Origin of the sequence: Paenarthrobacter ureafaciens (assembly GCF_004028095.1) — a bacterium.
Taxonomy (GTDB): Bacteria; Actinomycetota; Actinomycetes; order Actinomycetales; family Micrococcaceae; genus Arthrobacter; species Arthrobacter ureafaciens.
The window spans coordinates 1354778-1377848 of the sequence record NZ_SBHM01000007.1 but is presented as its reverse complement, the minus strand read 5'-3'; the positions used below and the strand labels follow the sequence as shown (position 1 = coordinate 1377848).

Sequence of the window (23071 nt, the reverse complement as noted above, 5' to 3'; positions counted from 1 at the left end):
GATGTCCTTTCCGTGGCCGCCGGGTGGTGGCTGGCCAATAAATGAATGCCATTCATTTATATTCATAGTAGCGCCGGCTTCAGCTGCTGGGAAGACCTGCAATGGAATAATGCTGGGGACAATGGCAGCAGAAAGGCTTCCGATGCCCGCACCCACCCCCGACGCCGCGCCTTCAACTGTCGGCGCCGCTCCCGCCGGTAAAACCCGGCGACGCGCCGGTCGTCCCGTAGCGCGGGTTTTGGACCAGAACGGCATCACGACGGCGGCACTCGAGTTGATCAGCGCCAAAGGCTACGACGGACTCACCATGGCGGCCCTCGCCAAATCGCTGGGCGTAGCGCCATCCGCCCTCTATAACCACGTTTCCTCCAAGGACGACGTACTGCTGCTTCTCGAGGATCACCTGGCTGCCATGGTGGATGTATCGGCGTTTGGCACCGAACCCTGGGACGTCGCCGTCCGCAAATGGGCATGGTCGTACCGGGACGTCTTTTCCAAGCACACGCCCCTCATCCCGGTCATCGCCGTCCTGCCCGTTGCCAACGCCCCCAAAACGCTGGCCATGTATGAGGCCGTCACGGCAGGATTCCGCGATGCCGGGTTCCCCGAGGAGCGGATCATCTCTGCGATCGTCGCCTTGGAGGCCTTCGTATTCGGGGCGGCCTACGACGTCAATGCGCCGGAGGACATCTTCGACGCCGGCAGCCTGGCGGACCAGGTACCCAACTTCACCGCCGCAGTGGACCGGCTTGCCGCCGAGGGCCACGCAATGCCCACGAACGTCGCCTTCAGCCTCGGGCTGGAGGCACTCATAGCCGGACTTGGAGCCCTGCGGCGATAGCCGGACCCCTTCAAAAGCCGCCCTCATGAGCGCGGCCATATTGTCGCGCCCCGGAGCCTGAATCCACGGCTTCTCTGCAATGCCGGGCTGCAAGCTCCGGTCATGAGGTAAGCGTGACTAAGGTCACATTCGTTTCGGCAACACAATTCGCCCTTTCAGCCGCCTTTAACAGCGATATCCGGTCCGATCGCATCGGACAGCCTCATGGCCCCTGGCGTGCGTCCACATCCAGCGGCCGCGCCAATTCCGGAAAGACGCTGAAGGGAAGACGTTGTCTAAGTCAACATCAAAGAAGGCGAGAGCCTTTATCGCCACGTTGGTGGTCCTCCTGGGGATACTCGCCAGCGCGATCCCGGGCGCCGTGACACCTGCGCGGGCTTATCAAGTAGCCATTAACAACGCCACCGTCAGCCCTGGGCAGGCGATCTTGACCATGCCCGGATCCAATTTGACCACCACCTATAACATTGGCGGGCTGACCGGGGTGGTAGGCGGGGCCAGGATGGACAGCCGCGGCTACGTTGCCTCCGACTACCAACAAGGGATCGCGACCAATACACCCGGCGTGGAAATCGTCACCGAACTCACCAACAACTGCCCCGCGTCCGGAACATGCAGCGGTTTGGGAACTCTCACCATGTCCTTCAACCAGCCTGTGCGGAACCCCGTGCTCAATATCGCCGGCTTGGGCGGCCACGTCTATTTTGATGAAAACGACAACAACACCATCGATGGGCAGTCGCAGCACCACGCCGTCCTCAATCTGGCCACGCCGGGGCTGAGCCTGACCAAACTTTCCGGCGGCAACCTCGCCGTTTCGGGGAACTCGATCACCAACACCAACCACAACTCGGGAGTCTCCTGCACTTCCGGCGTTCAGACTGGCACGCCGGATCCGTTAGATGCGCAGGCTTCGGCGGGATGTGGTTCTGTCCGCATCAACGGCGTTGTGACCAGCGTGACCTTCAATGTCACCGGCGTCTTCGTCCCGGTGAGCTCAACACTGCCGGGCTACACAGAGAACGACATCTCGAAGCAGGGGCACAACCAGGATAACTACGTCGTTACCATGACAGTGCCGCAGGACTTCGGAGACGCACCGGCGTCGTATGACCAAAGCAACGCTGCCCGGGCCATCCTCTCCGACGTCGCACTGGGACCGAACGTCACCGAGGACAACGCACTCGTGGCCAACGGCACCTCCTCGCCCAACGCCAGCGCCTCGGCCACCCTGGACCAAAACGATGACGGCGTGACCCTTGCACCGTTCACGGCCGGAACAAGCAGTTACTCCACCACGGTTGCCATCACCGGCGCCAGCAAAGCAGGCACGGTTTGCGGATGGATCGACTTCAACAAAAACGGCCGCTTCGACAACCCGGCGGAACGGGCCTGCGCAACCTTCGCAGCGGGGGCAACACAAGCAACGCTCAACTGGACCGGGCTGTCGACAGTAACGGCCGGAGACACCTACGCTCGCTTCCGCGTGGGGTACAACAGCACCCAAACGCAGGTCCCCATCGGAGCTTCCGATTCCGGTGAAGTTGAGGACTATACCTTCACCATCTCCCCGGCAATCGTTCCCGCCCCATCCATTTCGCTGGTGAAGTCCGTGAACAAGAGCACCATGGTTGCCGGGGAAACAGCCACGTATTCCTTCACCGCCCAGAACACAGGAAACGTCACGCTGACCGGAGTCGTCATCAACGAGACCCAGTTCTCCGGCACCGGCACCATGAGCGCCCTCTCCTACACCTGGCCCGGCCTCCCTGGAATATTGCTCCCGGGCCAAACCGTGACCGCCACTGCTACGTACGTCATTAGTGCCGTGGATGTCACCAGCGGCCTGCTGACGAACACCGCCATGGTCACCGGCAATCCGCCCCTCGGCAATCCAGTGACCGCCAGCGATGATGCCGAAGTCCCCGCCGACCCCGCCTGGACGATCAAGAAAACGGCCTCCGTCAATGGCAGCGGGACCGCCGTCGGGCAGTTCGTGAACCCGGGCGACACCATCACCTACACCGTTACCGCAACGAGCGTGGTGGGACAGATCAGCGGCATTGTCCTAACGGACAACCTCGCCGGGGTCCTCAACAAGGCCACCTTCGTGAATGGCTCTGCACTCCTGACCATCGGTTCGGGCGCTCCGACTCCTGTGGCGAATCCGGTTTCACCGTCCACCACGCTCAGCACTGCGCCCTTCACGCTTCCCGCCGGGAAGACTGCAACCTTGCAGTACAGCGTCACCGTCAACCAGGGTGCCTGGAACTCCACGCTGATCAACACGGTCACCGGCAGCGCAGCGATTCCCCCGCAGCAGTGCGCCACCGGATCCGGCACGCCCGGAGCCGATTGCACCACCACCCACCGGACACCGGCCAAGGTCCTCATTGAAAAGATCGGCGAATCATCCGCGTCCACCTGGGTTCCGATGGATGGGTCGAGCTGGGCCATCCACGACGATGCAAGCGGAACTCCCGGAGCGGTCAACACCGCTTACACCGTCGCGGCAATCGTAGGCCAGACCGGACAATTCCAGCTCGAAGGCATCCAGCCGGGCGTGTACTGGCTGGAAGAAACCGCAGCCCCGGTCGGCTTCAACCTGCTCGCGGAACCCGTGCAGTTCACCATCGCCGCCGACGGCTCCGTGAGTTTGGGCCAGGGCAGCGGAGGAGGCGTTGTCACGACCACTGACGCCAACGGAGACGGCATCTTCCTGCTCACCGTCAAGGACGTTCCCGCGCTCAAGCTCCCGGAATCGGGCGGAATCGGCTGGTGGCCGTTCACCATGGCCGGCTCAGCGCTCCTCCTGTTTGCCGTCGTCCTGGCAATGCCGGGCGTCCGGGGCAAGCGCAAGCAGCAACCCATCACCTAAAACCACCGGGCGGTTCGTTCCCTTGGGCCGCCCGGCCCTGAATGTTCACTTCCGAGCATCTGCACCATCAATAAACAGAAAGAGGAAAAGAGTGAGTAACCCAAGCTCCCGGCGGTTATTGAAGACCGCCGCTGCAACGCTTACCGGGGCGGTGCTGGCAATGACCTTCTCGGTCGCGCCGGCCACCGCCGCCCCCTTGGTGGACCCGGACCAGACAGGCTCCATCACTGTTCACAAGTTCGAACGTCCCGCCACTCCCACGGGCTTGCCCAACAACGGCACTCCCGTGGATACCTCGGGACTGACGCCGCTGAGCGGCATTGAGTTCACAGTCCAGCAGGTCAACACCATCGATCTGGGCTCCAACGCGGGATGGGACGCCGCACACAACCTGAGCAGCGTCTTCTCGCCCTCGGATCCCACAGGGTCCATCACCGGCGCCGGATACAGTCTCGGCGCGGGACAGGCACAGGCCACCGACAGCCAGGGTACTGCAGCCTTCACCAACCTCCCTGTAGGCCTGTACCTCGTCACGGAGACCAACTACCCCGCCGGTGTGACGCCGTCGGCACCGTTCCTGGTATCCATTCCCTTGACCGACCCGGACAACCAGGACAACTGGCTCTACGACGTCCATGTTTACCCGAAGAACTCGGTCAGCGGGGCGGAAAAGACCGTCACCGATGCTCCCGACGTCAAGCTGGGCGACCAGATCGACTTCACCATCACCGGCGACATCCCCAATGAGGAAGTCATCGACGGCTACAAGATCGTCGACCAGCTCGACGACAAGCTGACGTACGTCAGCACTACTCTCAGCCTGGTTGACGGCACGGTCCTCACCGAAGGTGTCGACTACACGGTGGTCTTCGATTCTGCGTCAAACACCGTCTCCGTAGTCTTCACTCCGGCCGGCCTGGACGTCCTGGAGGCCCACACGGACAGCCGCGTCAAGATGGTTGTTGGCACCACCGTGAACACCATTGGTGAGATCGAGAACGAAGCTTTGGTCTACCCGAACGCTGCCAGCGTCAACGCCACCCCGGGCCAGCCCGGCGGCCCGATCGTCACGCCTCCGGTTGTTACCAAGTGGGGTGAGATCACCCTTGAGAAGGTTGACGAGAACGGCGCAGCCCTGGCTGGAGCCTCCTTCTCCATCTACACCAACCAGGCTGACGCCGAGGCCGGCACCAACCCGATCAGCCTGAACGGCGAGACCGAGTTCACCGTTGCTGCTGATGGAACGCTGACCGTGTCCGGTCTGCGTTACTCCGATTGGGCCAACGGCGTTGCCGTTGCACAGGGCGATGCCAACTTCCGTACCTACTACCTGGTTGAAACCAAGGCGCCTGCCGGATACGAGTTGCTCGCCGAACCGATCTCCTTCCTGATCAATGCCACAACGACGCCTGTGGGAATCGACCTGCAGGTCAAGAACGTCCCGTCCAACTCGGGCTTTGAGTTGCCGTTCACCGGTGGCCCCGGAACGAGCGTCCTTTACATTGCCGGCGCCCTGATCCTTGGCGGCGCTGTCCTGCTGTTCGCGCGCTCCCGCAAGGCGAGCAACAACTAGCAGTCCCAGGAGCCCGTCTCCATCCAGAACAAAGTGGGGAAGAACAGCCAGCGCCGTTCTTCCCCACTTTGCTGCCATTAGTACGTCCCAGGAGAAACATGACCCAGCCCGAATCTTCTCCCCCACAACAACACAGCCGCCGACGCTGGAGCAGGCAGCGTCTGGTGGTTGTGTTGGCCGCCATTATTGGCGTTGGTGTGCTCCTGTACCCCACCGCGGCAGCGTGGTTTTCAGACCGCATCCACGCCACGGAAATCAGTGGCTATGTAGAAACGGTCGAGAGCCTTTCGCCTGCAGCGCAGGAGAGCCTGTTGAAGGAAGCACGGCAGTTTAATGCAGAGCTCCCATCAGGCCCGCTGCGTGACCCTTACACCTTGAACGAAGACGGCGGCCGGTCGCCCGTCAGCGCAGATTCGGAGACGTACCGCAAGCTGCTCGATGTGGGCCCGGGCGGCATGATGGCTCGTATCAGCATCCCGTCCATCCACACTGACCTCCCCATCTTCCATGACACGGATGAAGCGACCTTGGCCAAGGGAGCGGGCCACCTCGTCGGTTCCAGCTTGCCTGTAGGGGGTACAGGCAGCCACAGCGTGATCACAGCGCATTCAGGTTTCGTCAGCGCCAAGCTCTTCGATGACCTGGACAGGGTGAGCGTGGGCGATGCCTTCACCCTCAGCGTCCTGGGCGAAACCTTGTATTACAAGGTGGACCAAATCCTCACGGTCTTGCCGGAAAAGACGGACGACCTCCGGAAGGTCGATGGTAAGGACTACGTGACATTGGTGACCTGTACTCCCACCGGAGTCAACAGCCACAGGCTCCTTGTGCGTGGTGAACGCGTCGACGGACCGTCAACTGCAGGCGGAACAGCCCTGCCAAGCCAAGCGATGGATCCTGGTTTCCCTTGGTGGGCGGTGGTGTTGGTTCTGACGTCCGTTGGCGCTGTGGTGGCGACCAAACCCCGGGAAGCAGCCAAACGTCGTCGCACTCTTGTAACACAAGTGCACGACTTGTATCCTAAGTAGCAACTTGTCACTAAGGAGACCCATGAGCCCCGTCGACCTTGTCCGCCACGTCAAACTATCCACTGCACGGCTGCCCCTCGCGGTGCCCATCAGTGACGCCAAGGTCTTCACAGGCCGGCAAAAGCCCATGACAGAGGTGGTCTTCCTCTTCGCCGAAATCACCACGGAACAGGGCCATAGCGGCCTTGGCTTCAGCTATTCGAAGCGGGCCGGCGGCCCCGCGCAGTACGCCCATGCCAAGGAAGTTGCCCAGGGCCTGATCGGCGAGGACCCTAACGACATTGGCAAAATCTACGCCAAGCTCCTCTGGGCGGGCGCATCGGTGGGCCGTTCCGGCGTCGCCACCCAAGCGCTTGCCGCCGTCGACATTGCGCTGTACGACCTCAAAGCCAAACGTGCCGGACTCCCCTTGGCCAAGCTCCTCGGCTCCTACCGCGATTCCGTCCGGACCTACAACACCTCAGGCGGCTTCCTGAACGCCACGTTGGACGAGGTCAAAGCCCGTGCCACCCAGTCCATCGAGGAAGGCATCGGCGGCATCAAGATCAAGGTCGGCCTGCCCGACTCCAAGGAAGACCTCCGCAGGGTGGCCGGCGTCCGCGAACACATCGGCTGGGACGTTCCACTCATGGTGGATGCCAACCAACAGTGGGACAGGGCCACGGCCCTGCGCATGGGCCGCCAACTGGAGGAATTCAACCTCATCTGGATCGAAGAACCCCTGGACGCGTACGACTTCGAGGGCCACGCCCACCTTGCCCAGGTCCTGGACACGCCCATCGCCACCGGCGAAATGCTTGCCTCGGTGGCCGAACACAAGGGCCTCATCAACGCCAACGGCTGCGACATCATCCAACCGGACGCACCGCGCGTCGGCGGCATCACGCAGTTCCTGCGCCTGGCGACCCTCGCGGATGAGCGCGGCCTGGGCCTGGCGCCGCACTTCGCAATGGAAGTCCACCTCCACCTCGCAGCCGCCTATCCCACCGAGCCGTGGGTGGAGCACTTCGACTGGCTCGATCCGCTCTTCGAGGAACGGCTGGAGACGAAGGACGGCCGCATGATCGTCCCGGATCGCCCCGGCTTGGGCGTGACACTCAGCGGGCAGGCGCGTGCCTGGACCACCGAGTCCGTGGAGTTCGGCGCGTAATCTTGAAGCCATGAGCCGGAACCTGACCGCGGACCTCGCCGCCGATCTTCGCAACCGCATCGTCGACGGCGTCATCCAGCCAGGTGAGAAGCTTCCCAGCGAAAATACGCTCATCAGCGAATTCGGGGTGAGCAGGACCGTCGTCCGCTCTGCCTTGACGCGATTGCAGGCCGAGGGACTCGTGGAAACCGAACGGGGGCGGGGCAGCTTCGCGCTGACCCCGCCTGCCGACGCGCCCGCCCAAGCCCCGGGCGCCCGTGCCGTGTCCAGCCTCGAAGACCGGCTCCAGATGCTCGACTTCCGCATCGGCGTCGAAACTGAAGCCGCCGCCCTCGCTGCGCAACACCGCACGGACCGCCAACTCAAGGCCGTACACGGGGCCCTCGAGCAGTTCACTGCCGGTTCCGGCCATCCGGCCCAAGCCATGAAGGCCGACTACGAGTTCCACCGTGCGGTCGCGGCGGCGTCCGGCAATCCCTTTTACATGGACTGCATCGACGCGCTGGGGCAGACCATGATCACCATGCCGCGCCGCCGCCTGGTCTCAAGCGACGAACCTGACTCCCCCGAGCACTTCGCCCACGTGGTGCACGAGCACGCCTCCATCTATGCGGCCATCGCGGAGTCGGACCCGGCCGCTGCCGCGGCAGCCATGCGCATGCACCTGAGCAACTCACGACGCCGGCTCAGGACTTCGGCGCGCGGCTAACCTCCCGCCCCACCCCACCCAACTAGGTCGCATTTAAGCGCGTTTAGACCGCCCAGAACGCGCTTAACTGCTACCTAGTTGGGTGCGCACAGGACAAAGGTGGGCGCACAACAAAAGAGCCCCGGTCCAAAGACCGGGGCTCTTTCTGATTGCGTGCGCGAGGGGGGATTTGAACCCCCACACCCTTTCGGATACTGGCACCTGAAGCCAGCGCGTCTGCCGTTCCGCCACTCGCGCGCAACTTCTTTTTCCACAAGCTCACCGGCATTCCGGCTTCGCTTCCTTCAAAAGCAGCGAGATCAAGCATAACGGACACCGTGGGAAAAACACCAATCGGCCATCGCGGGCAGCCCGGAAGGATGATCAGCACCCCGGGTTCAGCCACCAAACACGGGCTTCAACGGCTTTTACAGAGAGGAAAATCAGATCCCTTCCTCCCCCGCCAGCACAGGCAAGGAGTGAACTTTTCCGGGCCGCACGGCGTTGTGGATTAAGGCCATTCCCAGTCACTCCAAGTAGTATCGGGAAAGAGAAGGGCCGTTTGGCGCTCACTTTGCTGTGTGCGCCTACAGTCTGCAAACCAGGCACAACGGGTGCCGCGATCAGGAAAGGAGAAGGACCATGGGCTTGCTGGACAAAGTCGAGCGGGGCATTGAAAAGGCTGTCCGCAACGTCTTCTCCACGGGGTCGCGGGCGCGTGTTGAGCCGGTGGAAATTGCCAGCAAATTGCGGCGGGAGCTGGACAACCAGTCCATCACCATTGCCGCCGGCAGGACACTCGCCCCCAACGTCTTCGATGTCCTCCTCAGCAATGACGACTTCGCCAGGGCGCAGGAGTGGGGCACTCCCCTTGCCGAAGAGCTGTGCGATGTAGTCATCCAACACGTTCGCAGCCAGGGCTACACGCTTCAGGGACCGGTAAGGATCTCCTTCCGCCGCAATGAAGAAGAACGTGCCGGCCATTTTGAAATCGCCTCAAGGACAGAAAAATCCGGAGGTGCCCAGCAGGCTCCCCGGCCGAATGTCCCCGCCGCTCCCGTGCGTCAGCCAACCCGCCTCCAGCCTGTCTTGGACATCGGTGGCCAGCGTTATTCCCTCAACGCCCAGTCCGTAATACTGGGCCGCTCTTCTGAAGCGGACATCCTGGTGGACGACACCGGTGTTTCCCGGAAGCACCTTGAGGTCCGCACCCAAAACGGCACCACTTGGGCCGTCGACCTTGGGTCCACCAACGGCAGCTATGTCAACGGGCACAAAGTGGACGGCAGCGTGGAACTCACTGACGGCTCAACCATCACGATGGGACGTACCAAGATTATTTTCCGCCTTCTCCCCCAGAACCCGGGTGGCAACGCGTGAACGACATCAGCGAACTGACAATCACGGCTCTTCGCTTCGGTTTCCTCCTGCTGCTCTGGGTCCTGATCTTCAGCATTGTGTCCACCATGCGGCGGGACTTCCAGATCGGCCGCAAAGCCGTGACCGGCGCTCCTACAGCCCGCGAGGTCCGTAAGCACCCCGAGCTGGCAGCTTCACCGCCGCCGGCCATCCAGCACGCCCGCAACCTCGTAGTCACCGAGGGCCCGTTGAAGGGCACCACGGTCCCGCTCGCTGCCAGCCCCATCCTGCTTGGCCGCGCCCAGGAAGCCACCCTGGTCCTCGAAGACGATTACGCCTCAGGCCGCCACGCGCGCTTGTTCCCGCAGGGCAGCCGCTGGTTCATTGAGGACCTCGGCTCCACCAATGGCACATACCTGGCCGATCAGCAGCTCACCCGCGCATTGCCGGTGGAGCTTGGCGTCCCCGTGCGAATCGGCAAGACGGTCATTGAATTGAGGCCGTAGTCCATGGCCTCTACCGAGACCACCGAAGGCAACGAAACACCGGCGGAGCGCCCCCTCATCATGCGTTACGCCGCGCGTTCCGACGTCGGACGGATCCGCTCCAAGAATGACGACTCCGCCTACGTGGGGCGTCATCTTGCCGTGGTTGCCGATGGCATGGGCGGTCACGCGGGAGGCGACGTCGCCTCTGCGTCTACGGTGCTGGACATGATCCACCTGGACCACGACGATTACCCGGACGGCGCCGATACCGTCCTCGCGGACGAGATCCAGACCGCCAACTCGCTGTTGTCCGAGCTGGTGCACCAGAATCCCAAACTGTCAGGCATGGGCACGACGGTCACTGCGCTCCTCCTCGAGGGACGCAAGCTGCACTTTGCGCACATCGGCGACTCCCGCGCGTACCGGCTCCGCAATAAGAAGTTCGAACAAATCAGCATCGACCACACGTTCGTTCAGCGCCTCATTGACGAAGGCAGGCTGCGCCCGGAAGAAGCGGAAACCCACCCGCACAAGAACGTGCTCATGCGCGTCCTCGGTGACGTCGATGCCAGCCCCGAACTGGACCTTGATGTCCTCGACGTCGAGCCCGGTGAGCGCTGGCTGCTCTGCTCCGACGGTTTGAACTACGTGGCCGGCCACGTCGTTGAGCGGATGGTCCGGGAGATCAAGGACCTCCGCGAATGCGTGGAAACCCTCGTTGACCTCACTCTCGAGGCCGGAGCACCGGACAACGTCACCGTGGTGATGCTCGAGATCGCGGAAGAAACGGACGACGACGTCGCAACGGCCGCCGTGGACATCGTCCCGGCCGCCGGGGCCACCCCGCGGGACGAACCGGACGCCGTTACAGCCAGCAAATCGGCGGAGGACGCCGAGGAGTCCGCGGCTTCCAAGAAGCAGGAAAAAGAGCCTTCCGTCGCGAAGACCGCCGGTGCCGGTTCCTCCTTCAGTTCGGGGACTCCGGGGTCGGCAGAAGAGCAGCCTGACCGGACCAGCCCCTCAACGAAGCCCGATGCTACGGAAACCGCGGAAGCCACAGAGGACTCCAAGGAACCTCCTGCCACCACCGACCCCAATCTCGGCGAGCACCTTTCGGCCGAAGTCCTTCGGGAGGAACTGGCCAGCCGCCCGCACCTGCTCGTGGGCGCAGCTGCTACTGCGGCCGAGACCGGCTCCATTCCAACTGTCGCTGGCCGTACGGTAGCCCGTCGGGCAGCAACCGTCCTGACCCACAAAGCGGAGCAGGACCGCCTGGAACTGCCGGAACCGCCCCGTCGCCGCTTCCGCTGGCTCATCCCGGCCGTCGCTGCGGTGGTCGTCCTGGGCGTTGTGGTGGGTCTTTGGCTGGGATACGCCTGGACCCAAACCCGCTACTACGTGGGGGAGTTCGACCAGCGCGTGGCCATCTTCAATGGCATTTCCCAACGTTTGGGACCCATCCAGCTCTCCCGCCTTGAAGCCGTCACGGACCTGCGCGTTGACTCGCTGCCCGAGTACGGCCAGCAGAGCGTGCGCCAGACCGTACCTGCGGGCGATCTGGACGATGCCCAGCGCATCGTGGAGAACTTGAAGAACTTCGGCAGCGCCTCGGCCAACTGCCCCAGTCCTTCTCCTTCTGCCACGGCCACGCCTTCGCCGACTGCAAGCGTCCCTGTCCCCAGCACGGCAGCAATTGCCACCCCAACGCCCTCGCCCGTCCCGACTCCATGTGAGGCGGCAAAATGAGCCAAACAGACATCACCCCCAAGCCCCGCCGGAACGTTGAGCTGGTTCTCATCGTCCTGGCTTTGGCGGTGGGTATCGGTGCCAGCGCCCTGGTCAGCATCAACTCTGAATCCGGCCTGGACAACGACTTTTGGTTCCAGTCGAGTCTTCTGGCTGTAGCTGCCTTCGCCTTCCACGTGGTCCTAAGGCTCCGGGCTAAATATGCCGACCCAGTAATACTTCCCATTGTCGTTGCACTCAACGGTTTGGGCCTGGCCCTCATCCACCGCATGGATGCCCCCGGCGACGACACGGGAAACAACCAGCTCCGATGGACCCTGATCGCCATGGCGGTCGCTATCGCGGTGATCTGGTTCCTCAAAGACCACCGGATCCTGCGTCGCTTCACCTACATTTCATTGGCAGTGAGCGCGTTCCTGCTGCTCCTTCCCCTGATTCCCGGCATCTCCGCCGGAGAAATCCTTGGTGCAAGGGTGTGGATCCGGGTAGGGCCCATGACCTTCCAGCCGGGCGAAATCGCAAAGATCACCCTCGCTATATTCTTCGCAGGGTATCTATCCTCCAACCGCGACCTCATCCTGTTGGCCGGCCGGAAGATCGGCCCCATGCAGTTCCCGCGTTTCAAGGATCTTGGCCCCATGATCACCGCGTGGCTGGTGAGCATCGGCGTCCTGGTCTTCCAGCGCGATCTTGGCTCCTCCATCCTCTTCTTCGGCTTGTTCATCGTGATGATCTACGTGGCCACGAGCCGAATCTCATGGGTGGTCATTGGTGTCACCCTCATACTCGGCGGCGGCTTCATCGCCTCGCGGATCTTCGCCCACGTAGCTTTCCGCATCGACAGCTGGATCAATGCCTTCACCCCGGAAGTCTTCGGACGTTCTCCCGGCGGCAGCGGCCAGATCGTGCAGGGCCTGTTCGGCATGGCCGACGGCGGCCTGGTGGGCACCGGCCTCGGCCAAGGCAGGCCGGACCTGGTCCCCTTTGCCAACAGCGACATGATCGTTGCGCTGATTGGCGAAGAACTGGGACTCATCGGCTTGTTTGCCGTGGTGATGCTTTATCTCCTGCTGTTCACGCGCGGTTTCCGCGCTGCCCTCGGAACCAGGGATGCCTTCGGAAAGCTGTTGGCCTGCGGACTGTCGTTCGCTATCGCCCTGCAGTGCTTCGTGGTGATCGGCGGCGTTACCCGGCTCATTCCGCTCACGGGCCTCACCACGCCGTTCCTTGCCGCCGGCGGATCCTCGCTGCTGGCCAACTGGATCATTGTCGGCCTGCTGCTGATGATCTCCAACACGGCGCGTGGCCCTGTGGATACCACCCCCATGGTCACTAAACCTCCAGCAACCAGCAGCACTCCGGCCGCACGCAGGCCGGCCACCGGACAGACACCCAGCGCACCAACAGAGGCGGTGAAGCAGCAATGAACCAGGCTATTAGGAGTTCATGGATGGCTGCCGTCGCCATGTTCGCGCTGATCTTCGGTGCCATCAGCTACGTGCAGGTCATCGGCGCTGACGAGCTCAACGCCAACCCGTGGAACCAGCGTGCCATCCTGGCGTCCTTCTGCAACGACCGCGGCGCCATCATCGTGGACGGGAAGCCCATTGCCGAGTCGGTGCCAGGGACGGAATCCTGTGCCTTCCAGCGGAAGTACACGGAGCCGGAACTCTATGCCGGTATCACCGGGTACTTCTCTAAGGGATTTGGCTCCACCGGCCTGGAACAGTCAATGGGCGACACCTTGGCCGGCAACTCGGACCAGCTCTTCCTGGACCGCGTCAGCCAAATGTTCCTTGGCAACGAGCCCAAGGGCGCGTCCGTTGAGTTGACCCTTGATCCGGACATCCAAAAGCTCGCATACGACCTCATCCCTGACGGCCAGCGCGGGTCCATTGTGGTGACGAACCCCAAGACCGGAGCGATCCTGGCGATGGTGTCCAAGCCTTCCTACGATCCCAACCTCATCGCCACTCATGACACCAAGGCAGCACAGGCCAACTACACCGAGCTGAACCAGATTCCCGGCATCAACCTGAACCAGAACGTCAGCGGCCCCACGGGCAACCTGCTGTCGCCGGGATCGGTCTTCAAGCTCGTCGACACCGCAGCAGCGCTGAACTCGGGCAAGTACAACAAGGACAGCGAACTGCCGAATCCGGCCAGCCTTCCGCTTCCGGGGTCCAGCGCAAGCCTCCCCAACTATGCCGGCGGTAACTGCAACGTCCGGGAGACGGCGTCGTTCTCTTTCGCCCTTGAGCAGTCCTGCAACACGCCTTTTGCCAGCATCGCCCTGGACCTCGGCCAGGATGCCATCAGGGAGCAGGCTGAGAAGTTCGGATTTGGTGACAACTTCGGCGATCAGCTCAAGCTCCAGATGGCCCAGAGCGTCTTCCCCAAGGACCTTGACCAGGCACAGCTTGCACAGTCCTCCGTGGGACAGCGCGACGTGAAGGCTACGCCGTTGCAGATCAACCTCATGACCGCGGCCATCGCCAACGGCGGAACGCAGATGAAGCCCAGCCTGGTGAAGACCGTCAGGGCGCCGGACCTTCGCGTCATCAGCGAAACCAAGCCCGAAACCCTCCGCAAGAGCACCACTGAACCCATCGCCAGCCAGATCACCGAATGGATGACCAGCGCCGTGGACAACGGCATCGCCAACGGCGCGTCCGTCCCGGGAGTCAAGGTGGCCGGTAAGACCGGCACCGCCGAACTCGGTGATTCAGGCCTGAACAATTCATGGTTCACCGGGTTTGCCCCGGCGAACGACCCGCAAGTGGCCGTCACCATCGTCATGGAAGGTGTGGATGTGCTCAGCGGCTCAAAGCTAACCAGTCCGAACGCAAAGAAGATTTTTGAGGCGGTGTTGAATAAGTGAGGCCTACTTCGGGAATCACACTCGGCGGCAGGTTCCAGCTGACCAGTCGCATTGCGATTGGCGGCATGGGCGAGGTCTGGAAGGCCAAGGACCAGATTCTGGGCCGGATCGTTGCCATTAAGGTGCTCAAGGAGGAATACACGGGCGACCCCGGGTTCCTCCAGCGTTTCCGCGCTGAAGCACGGCACACCGCGCTCCTCAACCACATCGGCATCGCCAACGTCTTCGATTACGGCGAGGAGGCCGGTTCGGCGTACCTGGTCATGGAACTCGTCCCCGGCCACCCGCTGAGCGCCATCCTGGAGCGCGAGCAGGTGCTGTCTCCGGACATGACGCTTTCCATCATTTCCCAGACGGCACGCGCCCTGGCGGTGGCACACGCACAAGGCCTGGTGCACCGCGACATCAAGCCGGGCAACCTCCTGATCACCCCGGACAACCGGGTCAAGGTCACGGACTTCGGCATCGCACGCTTGGCCGACCAAGTGCCGCTGACGCAGACCGGACAGGTCATGGGCACCGCCCAGTATCTGGCTCCGGAGCAGGCCACGGGGCAGACCGCCACGGGTTCCTCGGATATTTACTCCCTGGGCGTCATCGGTTACGAGTGCCTCACCGGGCACCGGCCGTTCTCCGGCGAATCCCAGATTGCGATCGCCCTTGCACAGGTCAACGACGCTCCACCGCCGCTTCCGGAGACGCTGCCGACGCCCGTGCGCGCACTCTTGATGTCCATGCTGGCCAAGGACCCCAAGAACCGTCCCGCCAACGCCATAAAACTGGCCGAAGCCGCGGAAGCGATCCGTAACGGAGACATCGCCACCGCCCACGCCGCGGTGCCCGGCATGCTCCTCTTCGAGGACTCAACCGGTCCCCTCACCGCACCCGTCAACACCGCCACGGCACCCACCGGCGTCGTCGCCTCACCATTCGGAAAAGAGCAATCGACGACGGCGACTTCCGCACTTCCGGTGGTCGGCGCAGCTGCCGCCGGGGCTGCTGCAGGCGCCGCAGGCGCTTCCGCAGCGTCATCGGACAACGCCTTGGCCCGGGCCAATGCGTTGGAGGCAGAGCGTCAGCTCAATGACGAAGAAGTGATCTACAGCGACGACGACAATTACGACGACGCTGAGCCCGACCGCAAGAAACGCAGTCCTTGGACCTGGCCTTTGGTGGCTTTGATCCTGCTGGTTCTCTTCGCCTTGGTTGGATTCCTGATTTCACAGTCCGGGTTCTTTTCACCGAGCCCTTCTCCGAGTGAATCCACATCGTCCAGCCCCAGCCGGACGTCGGCGCCGTCGTCAACTTCGGCAACGCCCACACCCACGCAAACCTCCCAGGCGCCGTCACCGACCCAGACCACACCTCAGAAGGTCAACGTCATTCCGGAAGAGTACCTGGGCCAGCCGTTTGAAACGGCCAGCGCGGCTCTTCGGGGCCTCGGCCTTGGCGTCAACGGCCAGGAGGTCTTCGACGACACCGCCGCCGTCGGAATTGTTGTGGACGTGAACCCGAGCGGTCCTGTCGACCCCGGCACCACCATCACCGTCAAGTACTCCAAGGGACCCGAGAAGCCCGCCACAGTCCAAGTTCCCAACATCGCTCCGGGTGCCACTGAGGCGCAGGTGCGGGCCACCCTCGAAGGTGCCGGCCTCCGCTGGATTCCAGGAGATCCCGTCAACGGTGCCGTCGGCCAGGCACCGAACACCTTCGTCAGGTCATCGCCCGCAGTTGGAACTGAAGTTGAGGAAGGCTCTACGGTCACGTACTTCCTCTCCCGCTCCGTTGTGCCCACCAGTCCGTCAACCTCCAGCGGTAGCCCCAGCGGCCGCCCGAGCAACTAAGTAGTCCTTGATGACATCGTCACGGCAGGGTCCTGCACACCGGGAGGAGGGCACATCTGTGTCTGAGCAACGCATCCTCAACGGCCGCTATGAGCTGGGTGAGCTGATCGGTCGTGGCGGGATGGCTGATGTCTACCGCGGGACGGACACCCTGCTGGGACGGACCATAGCGGTGAAGGTACTGCGCGCCGACCTCGCCCGGGACCCCCAGTTCCAGGCCAGGTTCAAGCGCGAAGCCCAGGCAGTCGCTGCCCTGAACCACGCCTCCATTGTGGCCATCTTCGATACAGGTGAATACTCCATCCCGGGCGGACCCGGCGAGGACGTGCGGGTTCCCTACATCGTCATGGAATTCGTGGCAGGACGCACCCTGCGGGACATGATCAAGGCCAAGGAACTGACGGTCGAGGGCTCCATCGGCTACACCTTGGGAGTCCTGTCGGCCTTGGAATACAGCCACAGGGCGGGGATCGTCCACCGCGACATCAAGCCTGCCAACGTGATGGTCTGCGCCGATACGGGCGAGGTCAAGGTCATGGACTTCGGCATCGCCAGGGCAATGGCTGATTCTTCCGCGACCATGACCCAAACCCAGGCCGTTGTGGGCACTGCCCAGTACCTTTCCCCGGAGCAGGCCCGCGGCGAAACAGTCGATGCGCGGAGCGACCTCTACTCGGCCGGCTGCCTGCTCTACGAATTGTTGACCGGCAGGCCGCCGTTCGTTGGTGACAGTCCCGTCTCCGTCGCGTACCAGCATGTTCGGGAAACCCCGGACAAGGCCAGCATCCACAACCCCGACGTGTCCGAGGCATTGGACTCCGTCCTGGCCAAGGCCCTGCAGAAAAACCGCGACGACCGGTTCCAGGACGCCGCTGCGTTCCGCCGTGCGTTGAGGGCGGCCAGCAACGGCGTCCCCGTACCTGCCGTTCCGGCCAGCGAGGCACCCACGGACCCCAACGACCTCGTGGACGACGACAATCCCTCCACACAGCTGCTCAGCGCCACCGCCGTCGGATTCCTCAACGTCGACCAGATCAATGACGATCCCGAGCACGCCGACTACGCGGAGCCACAGGGCTATGCCCTCAGGCAGGCGGATGACGACCTTCCTCTTGGCCTCCCGCCGGAACGCGAGCGTACAGCGCGGCAGAAGTCCCGCCGTCGTGCCTGGGCGGCAACCCTGGCAATCTTCACCATCCTGGTCCTTGCGGGGGCCGGGTTCTGGATCTACAGCGTGGTGAACGCGGCGCCGCCGGCACCCGCCAAAGTTGCCGTACCTGCGGTGGCCAATATGTCCGAATCACAGGCTCTCCAAGAGCTCTATGGTGCCAAGCTGGTTCCCAAGACCACGCGGGTAGCGAGCGACACCGTGGCGAAAGACATGGCCATAGGCACGTCCCCGGATGCGGGGGCAATGCTGGAACAGAACGCCGAAGTGGTGCTCAACATATCCAGCGGGCCCAGCTCGGTCACCATCCCCAAGGACATAGCCGGGCGGACAGAACCCGATGCCCGCGACTACCTGAAGCGCCTGGGCATTACCGGCGCCATTTCCACCGTCCGGACGCACAGCCCCACGGTGCCCTTCGGCCTGGTGATCACCACAGGACCGGCTCCGGGCGCACCCATTGCAGCCGGCTCCAACGTTGAGCTGCAGGTGTCTTCCGGACGCGTCCTGATGCCCCAGCTCGCAGGCCTCACCCAAGCCGAGGCGGAGGCTCTCCTGAAGGAAAACGGCCTGCTGATGGCCGTCGTCGAACAGGAGAATACACAGGTTGAACCGGGCAAGGTAACGGCCCAGAGCGATGCCGCCAACACCGAAGTGGAACAGGGGAAGACCATCACGGTAACGCTGGCCAAGGCGCCCGCCCCGGAGCCGACACCGACCCCCAAACCCACGGAAACGGACAAGCCGAAGCCGACTCCCACCAAGAAGGACTAGTTTCAGGCATGCCTGAGGGCTGGGGGCATCCGGCAGCCTGCGTCAAAGCGACGAAGGAGCAGCACGCAGAGGATGCCTCCAGCCCTCAGCAGAGCGGCTTCCTAGTGCTGGATCAGCGGGCTCAGTTTGGCCGCGCGTTCGGCTGCGCCGTGCATTCCCAGGGACTCGAGCCAGTTGCCGAGCATCTGGTAGCCGCCCTCGGTGAGCACGGATTCCGGGTGGAACTGGACTCCGCACAGAGGTGCCGTCTTGTGCTGCAGGCCCATCACTACACCGTTGGTGGTCTCGGCAGTGATCTCCAGGACGTCGGGAATGGAATCACGCACCGCGGCAAGCGAATGGTAGCGCGTTGCGGTGACGGGGGACGGCAGGCCCGCGAAGACGCTCTTGCCGTCGTGCCGGACCGGTGACGTCTTCCCGTGCATAAGCTCCGGGGCGTGCGTGACGACTCCGCCGTATGCTTCCGCAAGTGCCTGATGGCCGAGGCACACGCCGAACATGGGCTTGCCATTCTCGCCGCACCACTTGATGAGGTCGATGCACACGCCGGCTTCCGCCGGCGTGCCCGGGCCCGGTGAGATCAGGACGCCGTCGCGCGCTGCGGCGAGCTCCTTCGCTTCGGCAAGGGTTACGTCGTCGTTCCGGACGACCGTTGTCTCGGCCCCGAGCTCCTGAAGGTATCCAACAAGGGTGTAAACGAAGCTGTCGTAGTTATCCACGACCAGGATTTTTGCTGTGCTCATGGCTGCTGCACTGAACCAATCGTTGAGTCGGTCAAGGTGGTGAACTGGGAAACCCAGGGGAACAGGAACTCGATCATCAGGATCACGGCTACCGCCACGAGTACCACTGATGTCAGGATCCGGACCCACAAGGGGCCCGGAAGATTGCGGAATATCCATGCGTACACCGGTTACCCCTTTCCTTGGGCCTGGGCTACTTGAGCGGCAATTTCCGACGGCGGGCCGGCTGAGGAGGGCTGCCAACTGTCCAGGATGGAGTAGGCAATAATCCGTTCCTGGGACCCGAAGCGGGGATTGCAGCTGGTCATGGTCAGGAAGCTTTCCGTGGGAGTGGCCTCCGGCTGGGTGGGCACGGGCAGCAGCACGTCGGTTTGGCTCGGGAGGACGATCTGGTTATTGCGGAACACGTAGGTGTAGTAGCCCTCCTTGGTCTGGACGTAGACCTTGTCCCCGGGCACCAGGGTGTGGATGCTGTCCAGGACGGCTCCGTGGGTCTGGCGGTGGCCTGCCACCGCAAAGTTCCCCACAGCACCGGGCATACTGGTGCTTCCGTAGTGCCCCAGGCCCAGCGTGTCCAAAACATCGGAACCGGTTCCCTCGATGATGGGGCGCGTGTAACCCGGACCGAAGCGCGGGATGTACATGATGCCGATTGTTTGACCGTACCCCGGGGCTGCTGAAACCACCGGAGGGCCGTAGTCAGCAGGGGCGGGCGCCGGCTCCACGGGCCCGGAGAGTTCCTGCGCGAAGCTCTTTACCGCCTCTGACTGCTTGGCGTCTGCCTCGACGTTGGTCCACCACAGCTCCCAGGCAACGAAGAGAAGCAGGACGATTCCTGCGGTGATCAGGAGCTCGCCCAGAATTTGGATGATCTTGCGGATAACGTCCATCGGTCCGGTCTTCCGGCGCGGTGGTCTCTTTCGCAGGTCCTGGGCAGGGGGCGCTACAGCAGTGGTTGACGACTGCTGGTGCGCCACGGGATCTCCTCGTTTCAGGGGGCGCGGGCGGCGCGGGCGGCCCCTTGGTTGCGGCTAGACTTGACAGCTAGTACCACCCCGGAATGCCGCGTGGCCGTTGACCGCTGGAATTTTCCTTCCTGCAGGATACCAAGGCATGCCGTTACGGGTTTAGTTGCATCAGCCAAGGAGGATCCGTGCCCGAGTCCAAGCCCCGCAAGCGGCCTGCCCGTCAGGAGCAGCAGACTTCCGCAGCGCAGCAGTACAAGCCGAACCCCGTGTGGTTCAAGCCGGTGATGTTCGGCCTGATGATCCTCGGCCTGCTGTGGATCATCACGTTCTACATCACCGAAGGTCAGTTCCCGGTACGGGACTGGGCTTCGTGGAACATCGTGGCCGGCTTCGGCATCGCAATCGTGGGCTTTCTGATGACCACTCGCTGGCGGTCCTGACGCCGCCGGGAAAGTCCCACCTCACGTTTTCCTGCCCGTGAACGTCTACAGGGTATGAGCACCAGGCACACCACCATGGATTCCCCGCTGGGGCAGTTGACGCTGACTGCCAGCGGGCAGTTCCTCACGGGCATTTTCTACGAGGGCCATTGGCACCTGCCGCCTGCGGATTACTTCGGCTCATTGGCCGCTGGCGGGGATCCCGTTTTCTCACGGGCGGAAGCCGAATTGGCCGAGTACTTGGGCGGGAACCGAACACACTTCGAGGTGCCCTTCAAAGTGCGGGGAAACCAGCTCCAGGAAAAAGTCTGGCATCGCCTGCAGTTGATCCCCTACGGGGAAACGGTCACCTACGGGCAACTGGCAACCGAACTCGGCGATCCCCACCTTGCCCAGGCGGTGGGCTCCGCAGTGGGACGCAATCCGCTCAGCATCATTGTTCCGTGCCACCGCGTGGTGGGAAGCACGGGCCGCCTCACTGGTTACGCGGGCGGCTTGGACAATAAGAGATTCCTTTTGGAATTGGAGGAGCCTGCGGCTGTCAAAGAGAGCAAGCTCTTCTGATGGGGCCAATTCCCCCGGCACCCCCAAAGAGACCGTTCGAAACCGTGGTGCAGGAACACGGCGCCACGGTCCTGCGCGTGTGCCGGGCCATTGTTGGCATTCACGACGGCGAGGATGCTTGGTCCGAGACTTTCCTGTCAGCACTGAAGGCCTATGGAGACCTTCCGGCAGATGCCAATACGGAGGCATGGCTTGTGACCATTGCCCATCGGAAATGCATCGACATCCTGCGCGCGTCGGTTCGGAGGCCGGTGCCGGTACAGCAAACGCCCGATGTGCCCTCGAGCCTGGGTGTGCCGGATGAGGGGCAGGTGGAACTACTCGACGCCGTCGGTCAGCTGCCGCCGAAGCAACGTCAGGCGATCGCCTACCACTATCTTGTCGGGCTTCCTTACAAGGATGTTGCGGCCCTTGTGGGCGTAACTCCGGACGCTGCCCGCCGGGCAGCAGCGGACGGCGTCAAAGCTCTCCGGGCTGCGCTCGGCCGGCCTTCACCCACCGTTCTATTGCCGACTGCTTTGAGAGGAGTACCCGGATGACCTCCGTGGAACAGGAACCCGGCGATGTGGGCACCATGTTGAAGTCCTTGGACTCCGGGCTGGAAGCTTCACTGGTAGCCCTTCGTGCCCGCTTGGCCCGTGCGGCGTGGGAAGACCACTCCCTGGATATCGCCTACCGGGTGGTGGAGTCACCGGTCGGAAGGCTCCTCTTGGCCGCTACTGCACGGGGCATGCTCCGGGTAGCTTTCCAACTCGAAGACCACGCGTCAGTACTTCAACAGCTTTCCAACACCGTCAGCCCACGAATCCTTGAGGCCCCCGGGCTGCTGGACGAAGCCGCCCGCCAACTCGATGAATACTTCAGCGGCCAGCGCCGGACGTTCAACCTCCCCTTGGATTTCAGCCTCTCGCGCGGCTTCCGCCTGGACGTCCTCCATCATCTGCCGCACATTGCCTATGGAACCACGGAGAGCTACTCGCAGGTGGCCAGGGCAGCGGGCAGCCCCAACGCAGTCCGGGCGGTGGGCACAGCCTGCGCCACCAACCCTCTGCCGGTCATCGTGCCATGTCACCGGGTGGTCCGGACCGATGGAACCTACGGAGGGTATCTCGGCGGCACGGAAGCGAAACGAACTCTCCTGACCTTGGAGGCCGCGGCATGACCGAGGACGCCCTGTTCCCGGTCGAGCTCGGCCAACCGCAGGGGAGCCACTCCGGCCCGCGTCTGGTCGCACCCGGCGCAGTGCACGTTCCCGGTTGGCTCACCGATGAGCAACAGCGCTGGATCGTGGCCCGGTTTGGGGAGTGGACACAGGGTCCGGTGCCGCTGCGTGCGGCCACGTTGCCGGGCGGCCAGCAGATGTCCGTCAAGACCGTATGCCTGGGCTGGCACTGGCAGCCGTACAAGTACACGCGGGAAGCAACAGACGTCAATGGCCGCCCTGTCCTCGATTTCCCCGACTGGATGGTTCGGTTGGGCAAGAAGGCAGTCTCAGAGGCATATGCACCGGAGTTGGTCCAGGACGCCTCCCTGAGCGGCCTGGCCGACGGCTACGCACCGGACGCTGCACTGGTGAACTTCTACGGCGATGGCGCGGCCATGGGGATGCATCAGGACAAGGACGAACGGTCCAGTGCGCCTGTGGTGTCCATCAGCATTGGCGACTCCTGCGTATTTCGGTTCGGAAACACCCGGACCCGTACCAAACCCTACGAGGACGTGCAGTTGCGGTCGGGCGACCTGTTTGTGTTCGGCGGGCCATCGCGGTTTGCCTACCACGGCATCCCCAAGGTCCACCCCGGCACGGCACCCTCGGATTGCGGTCTTTCCCACGGCCGCATCAACATCACCATGCGCGTCACCGGGATGTCGTAGCCCGCGGGCACAATATCCCCAACGGGGAAATCCAATGCAGGGTTTTCCACACTTAGCCAAAAG

The 23071-nt window shown here is 63.1% G+C and carries 21 protein-coding genes and 1 tRNA gene; 18 read left to right on the top strand and 4 right to left on the bottom strand.

From position 1 onward, the window contains the following. Window positions 1-109: 109 nt before the first annotated feature. The 6 genes from AUR_RS10695 to AUR_RS10670 all read left to right on the top strand — a co-directional run bounded on the left by AUR_RS10695 (window position 110) and on the right by AUR_RS10670 (window position 8179). A complete protein-coding gene (locus AUR_RS10695; RefSeq protein ID WP_062094409.1) occupies window positions 110-841 on the top strand; it encodes a TetR/AcrR family transcriptional regulator in 732 nt (243 codons plus the stop codon). 271 nt (window positions 842-1112) lie between these two features. Beyond that, a complete protein-coding gene (locus tag AUR_RS10690; RefSeq protein WP_241650908.1) occupies window positions 1113-3719 on the top strand; it encodes a DUF7507 domain-containing protein in 2607 nt (868 codons plus the stop codon). A gap of 91 nt (window positions 3720-3810) precedes the next feature. Then, on the top strand, window positions 3811-5292 hold the full coding sequence (locus tag AUR_RS10685; RefSeq protein ID WP_062094402.1) for a SpaH/EbpB family LPXTG-anchored major pilin: 1482 nt from the start codon (window positions 3811-3813) through the stop codon (window positions 5290-5292). Between the two features lie 98 nt (window positions 5293-5390). Then, the gene (locus AUR_RS10680; RefSeq protein WP_062094400.1) at window positions 5391-6320 is read left to right on the top strand and encodes a class C sortase; all 930 of its coding nucleotides are present in this window, start codon (window positions 5391-5393) and stop codon (window positions 6318-6320) included. Window positions 6321-6342: 22 nt separating this feature from the next. After that, entirely contained in the window at window positions 6343-7470 is a 1128-nt protein-coding gene (locus tag AUR_RS10675; RefSeq protein ID WP_062094397.1) for an L-talarate/galactarate dehydratase, read from the top strand. 10 nt (window positions 7471-7480) lie between these two features. After that, a complete protein-coding gene (locus AUR_RS10670) occupies window positions 7481-8179 on the top strand; it encodes a FadR/GntR family transcriptional regulator (RefSeq protein WP_062094395.1) in 699 nt (232 codons plus the stop codon). A gap of 154 nt (window positions 8180-8333) precedes the next feature. Here AUR_RS10670 and AUR_RS10665 read toward each other — a convergent pair. Next, window positions 8334-8416, bottom strand: a tRNA-Leu gene (locus AUR_RS10665). A gap of 384 nt (window positions 8417-8800) precedes the next feature. Here AUR_RS10665 and AUR_RS10660 point away from each other — a divergent pair. The 7 genes from AUR_RS10660 to pknB are packed head-to-tail and all read left to right on the top strand — an operon-like array spanning window position 8801 to window position 18418. After that, window positions 8801-9538, top strand: a complete 738-nt coding sequence (locus AUR_RS10660) for an FhaA domain-containing protein (RefSeq protein ID WP_062094393.1) — start codon at window positions 8801-8803, stop codon at window positions 9536-9538. A gap of 5 nt (window positions 9539-9543) precedes the next feature. Further along, on the top strand, window positions 9544-10023 hold the full coding sequence (locus AUR_RS10655) for an FHA domain-containing protein FhaB/FipA (RefSeq protein ID WP_031216763.1): 480 nt from the start codon (window positions 9544-9546) through the stop codon (window positions 10021-10023). A 3-nt stretch (window positions 10024-10026) separates the two neighbouring features. Then, window positions 10027-11751 carry a PP2C family serine/threonine-protein phosphatase gene (locus tag AUR_RS10650; RefSeq protein WP_062094392.1) on the top strand — a complete coding sequence of 575 codons (1725 nt, stop codon included), beginning with the start codon at window positions 10027-10029 and terminating at the stop codon, window positions 11749-11751. After that, complete coding sequence (locus tag AUR_RS10645) at window positions 11748-13178, top strand: FtsW/RodA/SpoVE family cell cycle protein (RefSeq protein WP_062094391.1); 1431 nt, start codon at window positions 11748-11750, stop codon at window positions 13176-13178. The genes AUR_RS10650 and AUR_RS10645 overlap by 4 nt, the downstream gene beginning before the upstream one ends. Further along, entirely contained in the window at window positions 13175-14632 is a 1458-nt protein-coding gene (locus AUR_RS10640; protein ID WP_062094390.1) for a penicillin-binding transpeptidase domain-containing protein, read from the top strand. Before AUR_RS10645 ends, AUR_RS10640 begins: the two co-directional genes overlap by 4 nt. Further along, window positions 14629-16476, top strand: coding sequence for a protein kinase domain-containing protein (locus AUR_RS10635; RefSeq protein WP_062094389.1), 1848 nt, complete (start codon window positions 14629-14631; stop codon window positions 16474-16476). Before AUR_RS10640 ends, AUR_RS10635 begins: the two co-directional genes overlap by 4 nt. Window positions 16477-16486: 10 nt before the next feature. Further along, window positions 16487-18418, top strand: a complete 1932-nt coding sequence (gene pknB, locus AUR_RS10630; protein WP_062094386.1) for a Stk1 family PASTA domain-containing Ser/Thr kinase — start codon at window positions 16487-16489, stop codon at window positions 18416-18418. A gap of 101 nt (window positions 18419-18519) precedes the next feature. Here the strand turns inward: pknB and AUR_RS10625 are convergent, their stop codons facing one another. Genes AUR_RS10625 through AUR_RS10620 form a run of 3 tightly spaced genes read right to left on the bottom strand, consistent with a single transcriptional unit; the run spans window position 18520 to window position 20051 of the window. Further along, entirely contained in the window at window positions 18520-19161 is a 642-nt protein-coding gene (locus AUR_RS10625) for an aminodeoxychorismate/anthranilate synthase component II (protein WP_021473189.1), read from the bottom strand. Continuing rightward, window positions 19158-19328, bottom strand: a complete 171-nt coding sequence (locus AUR_RS20290; protein ID WP_021473188.1) for a hypothetical protein — start codon at window positions 19326-19328, stop codon at window positions 19158-19160. Before AUR_RS20290 ends, AUR_RS10625 begins: the two co-directional genes overlap by 4 nt. 3 nt (window positions 19329-19331) lie before the next feature. Continuing rightward, the gene (locus tag AUR_RS10620) at window positions 19332-20051 is read right to left on the bottom strand and encodes a class E sortase (protein ID WP_206616272.1); all 720 of its coding nucleotides are present in this window, start codon (window positions 20049-20051) and stop codon (window positions 19332-19334) included. 263 nt (window positions 20052-20314) lie between these two features. Between AUR_RS10620 and AUR_RS10615 the strand changes: the two genes are divergently transcribed. From AUR_RS10615 to AUR_RS10595, 5 genes are read left to right on the top strand one after another with little or no spacing between them, the layout of a single operon-like run. Continuing rightward, window positions 20315-20569, top strand: coding sequence for a cell division protein CrgA (locus tag AUR_RS10615; RefSeq protein WP_021473186.1), 255 nt, complete (start codon window positions 20315-20317; stop codon window positions 20567-20569). 54 nt (window positions 20570-20623) lie between these two features. Further along, window positions 20624-21133, top strand: coding sequence for a methylated-DNA--[protein]-cysteine S-methyltransferase (locus AUR_RS10610; RefSeq protein ID WP_069696597.1), 510 nt, complete (start codon window positions 20624-20626; stop codon window positions 21131-21133). Further along, a complete protein-coding gene (locus AUR_RS10605; RefSeq protein ID WP_062094380.1) occupies window positions 21133-21672 on the top strand; it encodes an RNA polymerase sigma factor in 540 nt (179 codons plus the stop codon). The genes AUR_RS10610 and AUR_RS10605 overlap by 1 nt, the downstream gene beginning before the upstream one ends. Continuing rightward, window positions 21669-22295, top strand: coding sequence for a methylated-DNA--[protein]-cysteine S-methyltransferase (locus AUR_RS10600; RefSeq protein ID WP_062094378.1), 627 nt, complete (start codon window positions 21669-21671; stop codon window positions 22293-22295). The genes AUR_RS10605 and AUR_RS10600 overlap by 4 nt, the downstream gene beginning before the upstream one ends. Next, window positions 22292-23008 carry an alpha-ketoglutarate-dependent dioxygenase AlkB family protein gene (locus AUR_RS10595; protein WP_062094376.1) on the top strand — a complete coding sequence of 239 codons (717 nt, stop codon included), beginning with the start codon at window positions 22292-22294 and terminating at the stop codon, window positions 23006-23008. The genes AUR_RS10600 and AUR_RS10595 overlap by 4 nt, the downstream gene beginning before the upstream one ends. The last annotated feature ends 63 nt before the right edge of the window (window positions 23009-23071 follow it).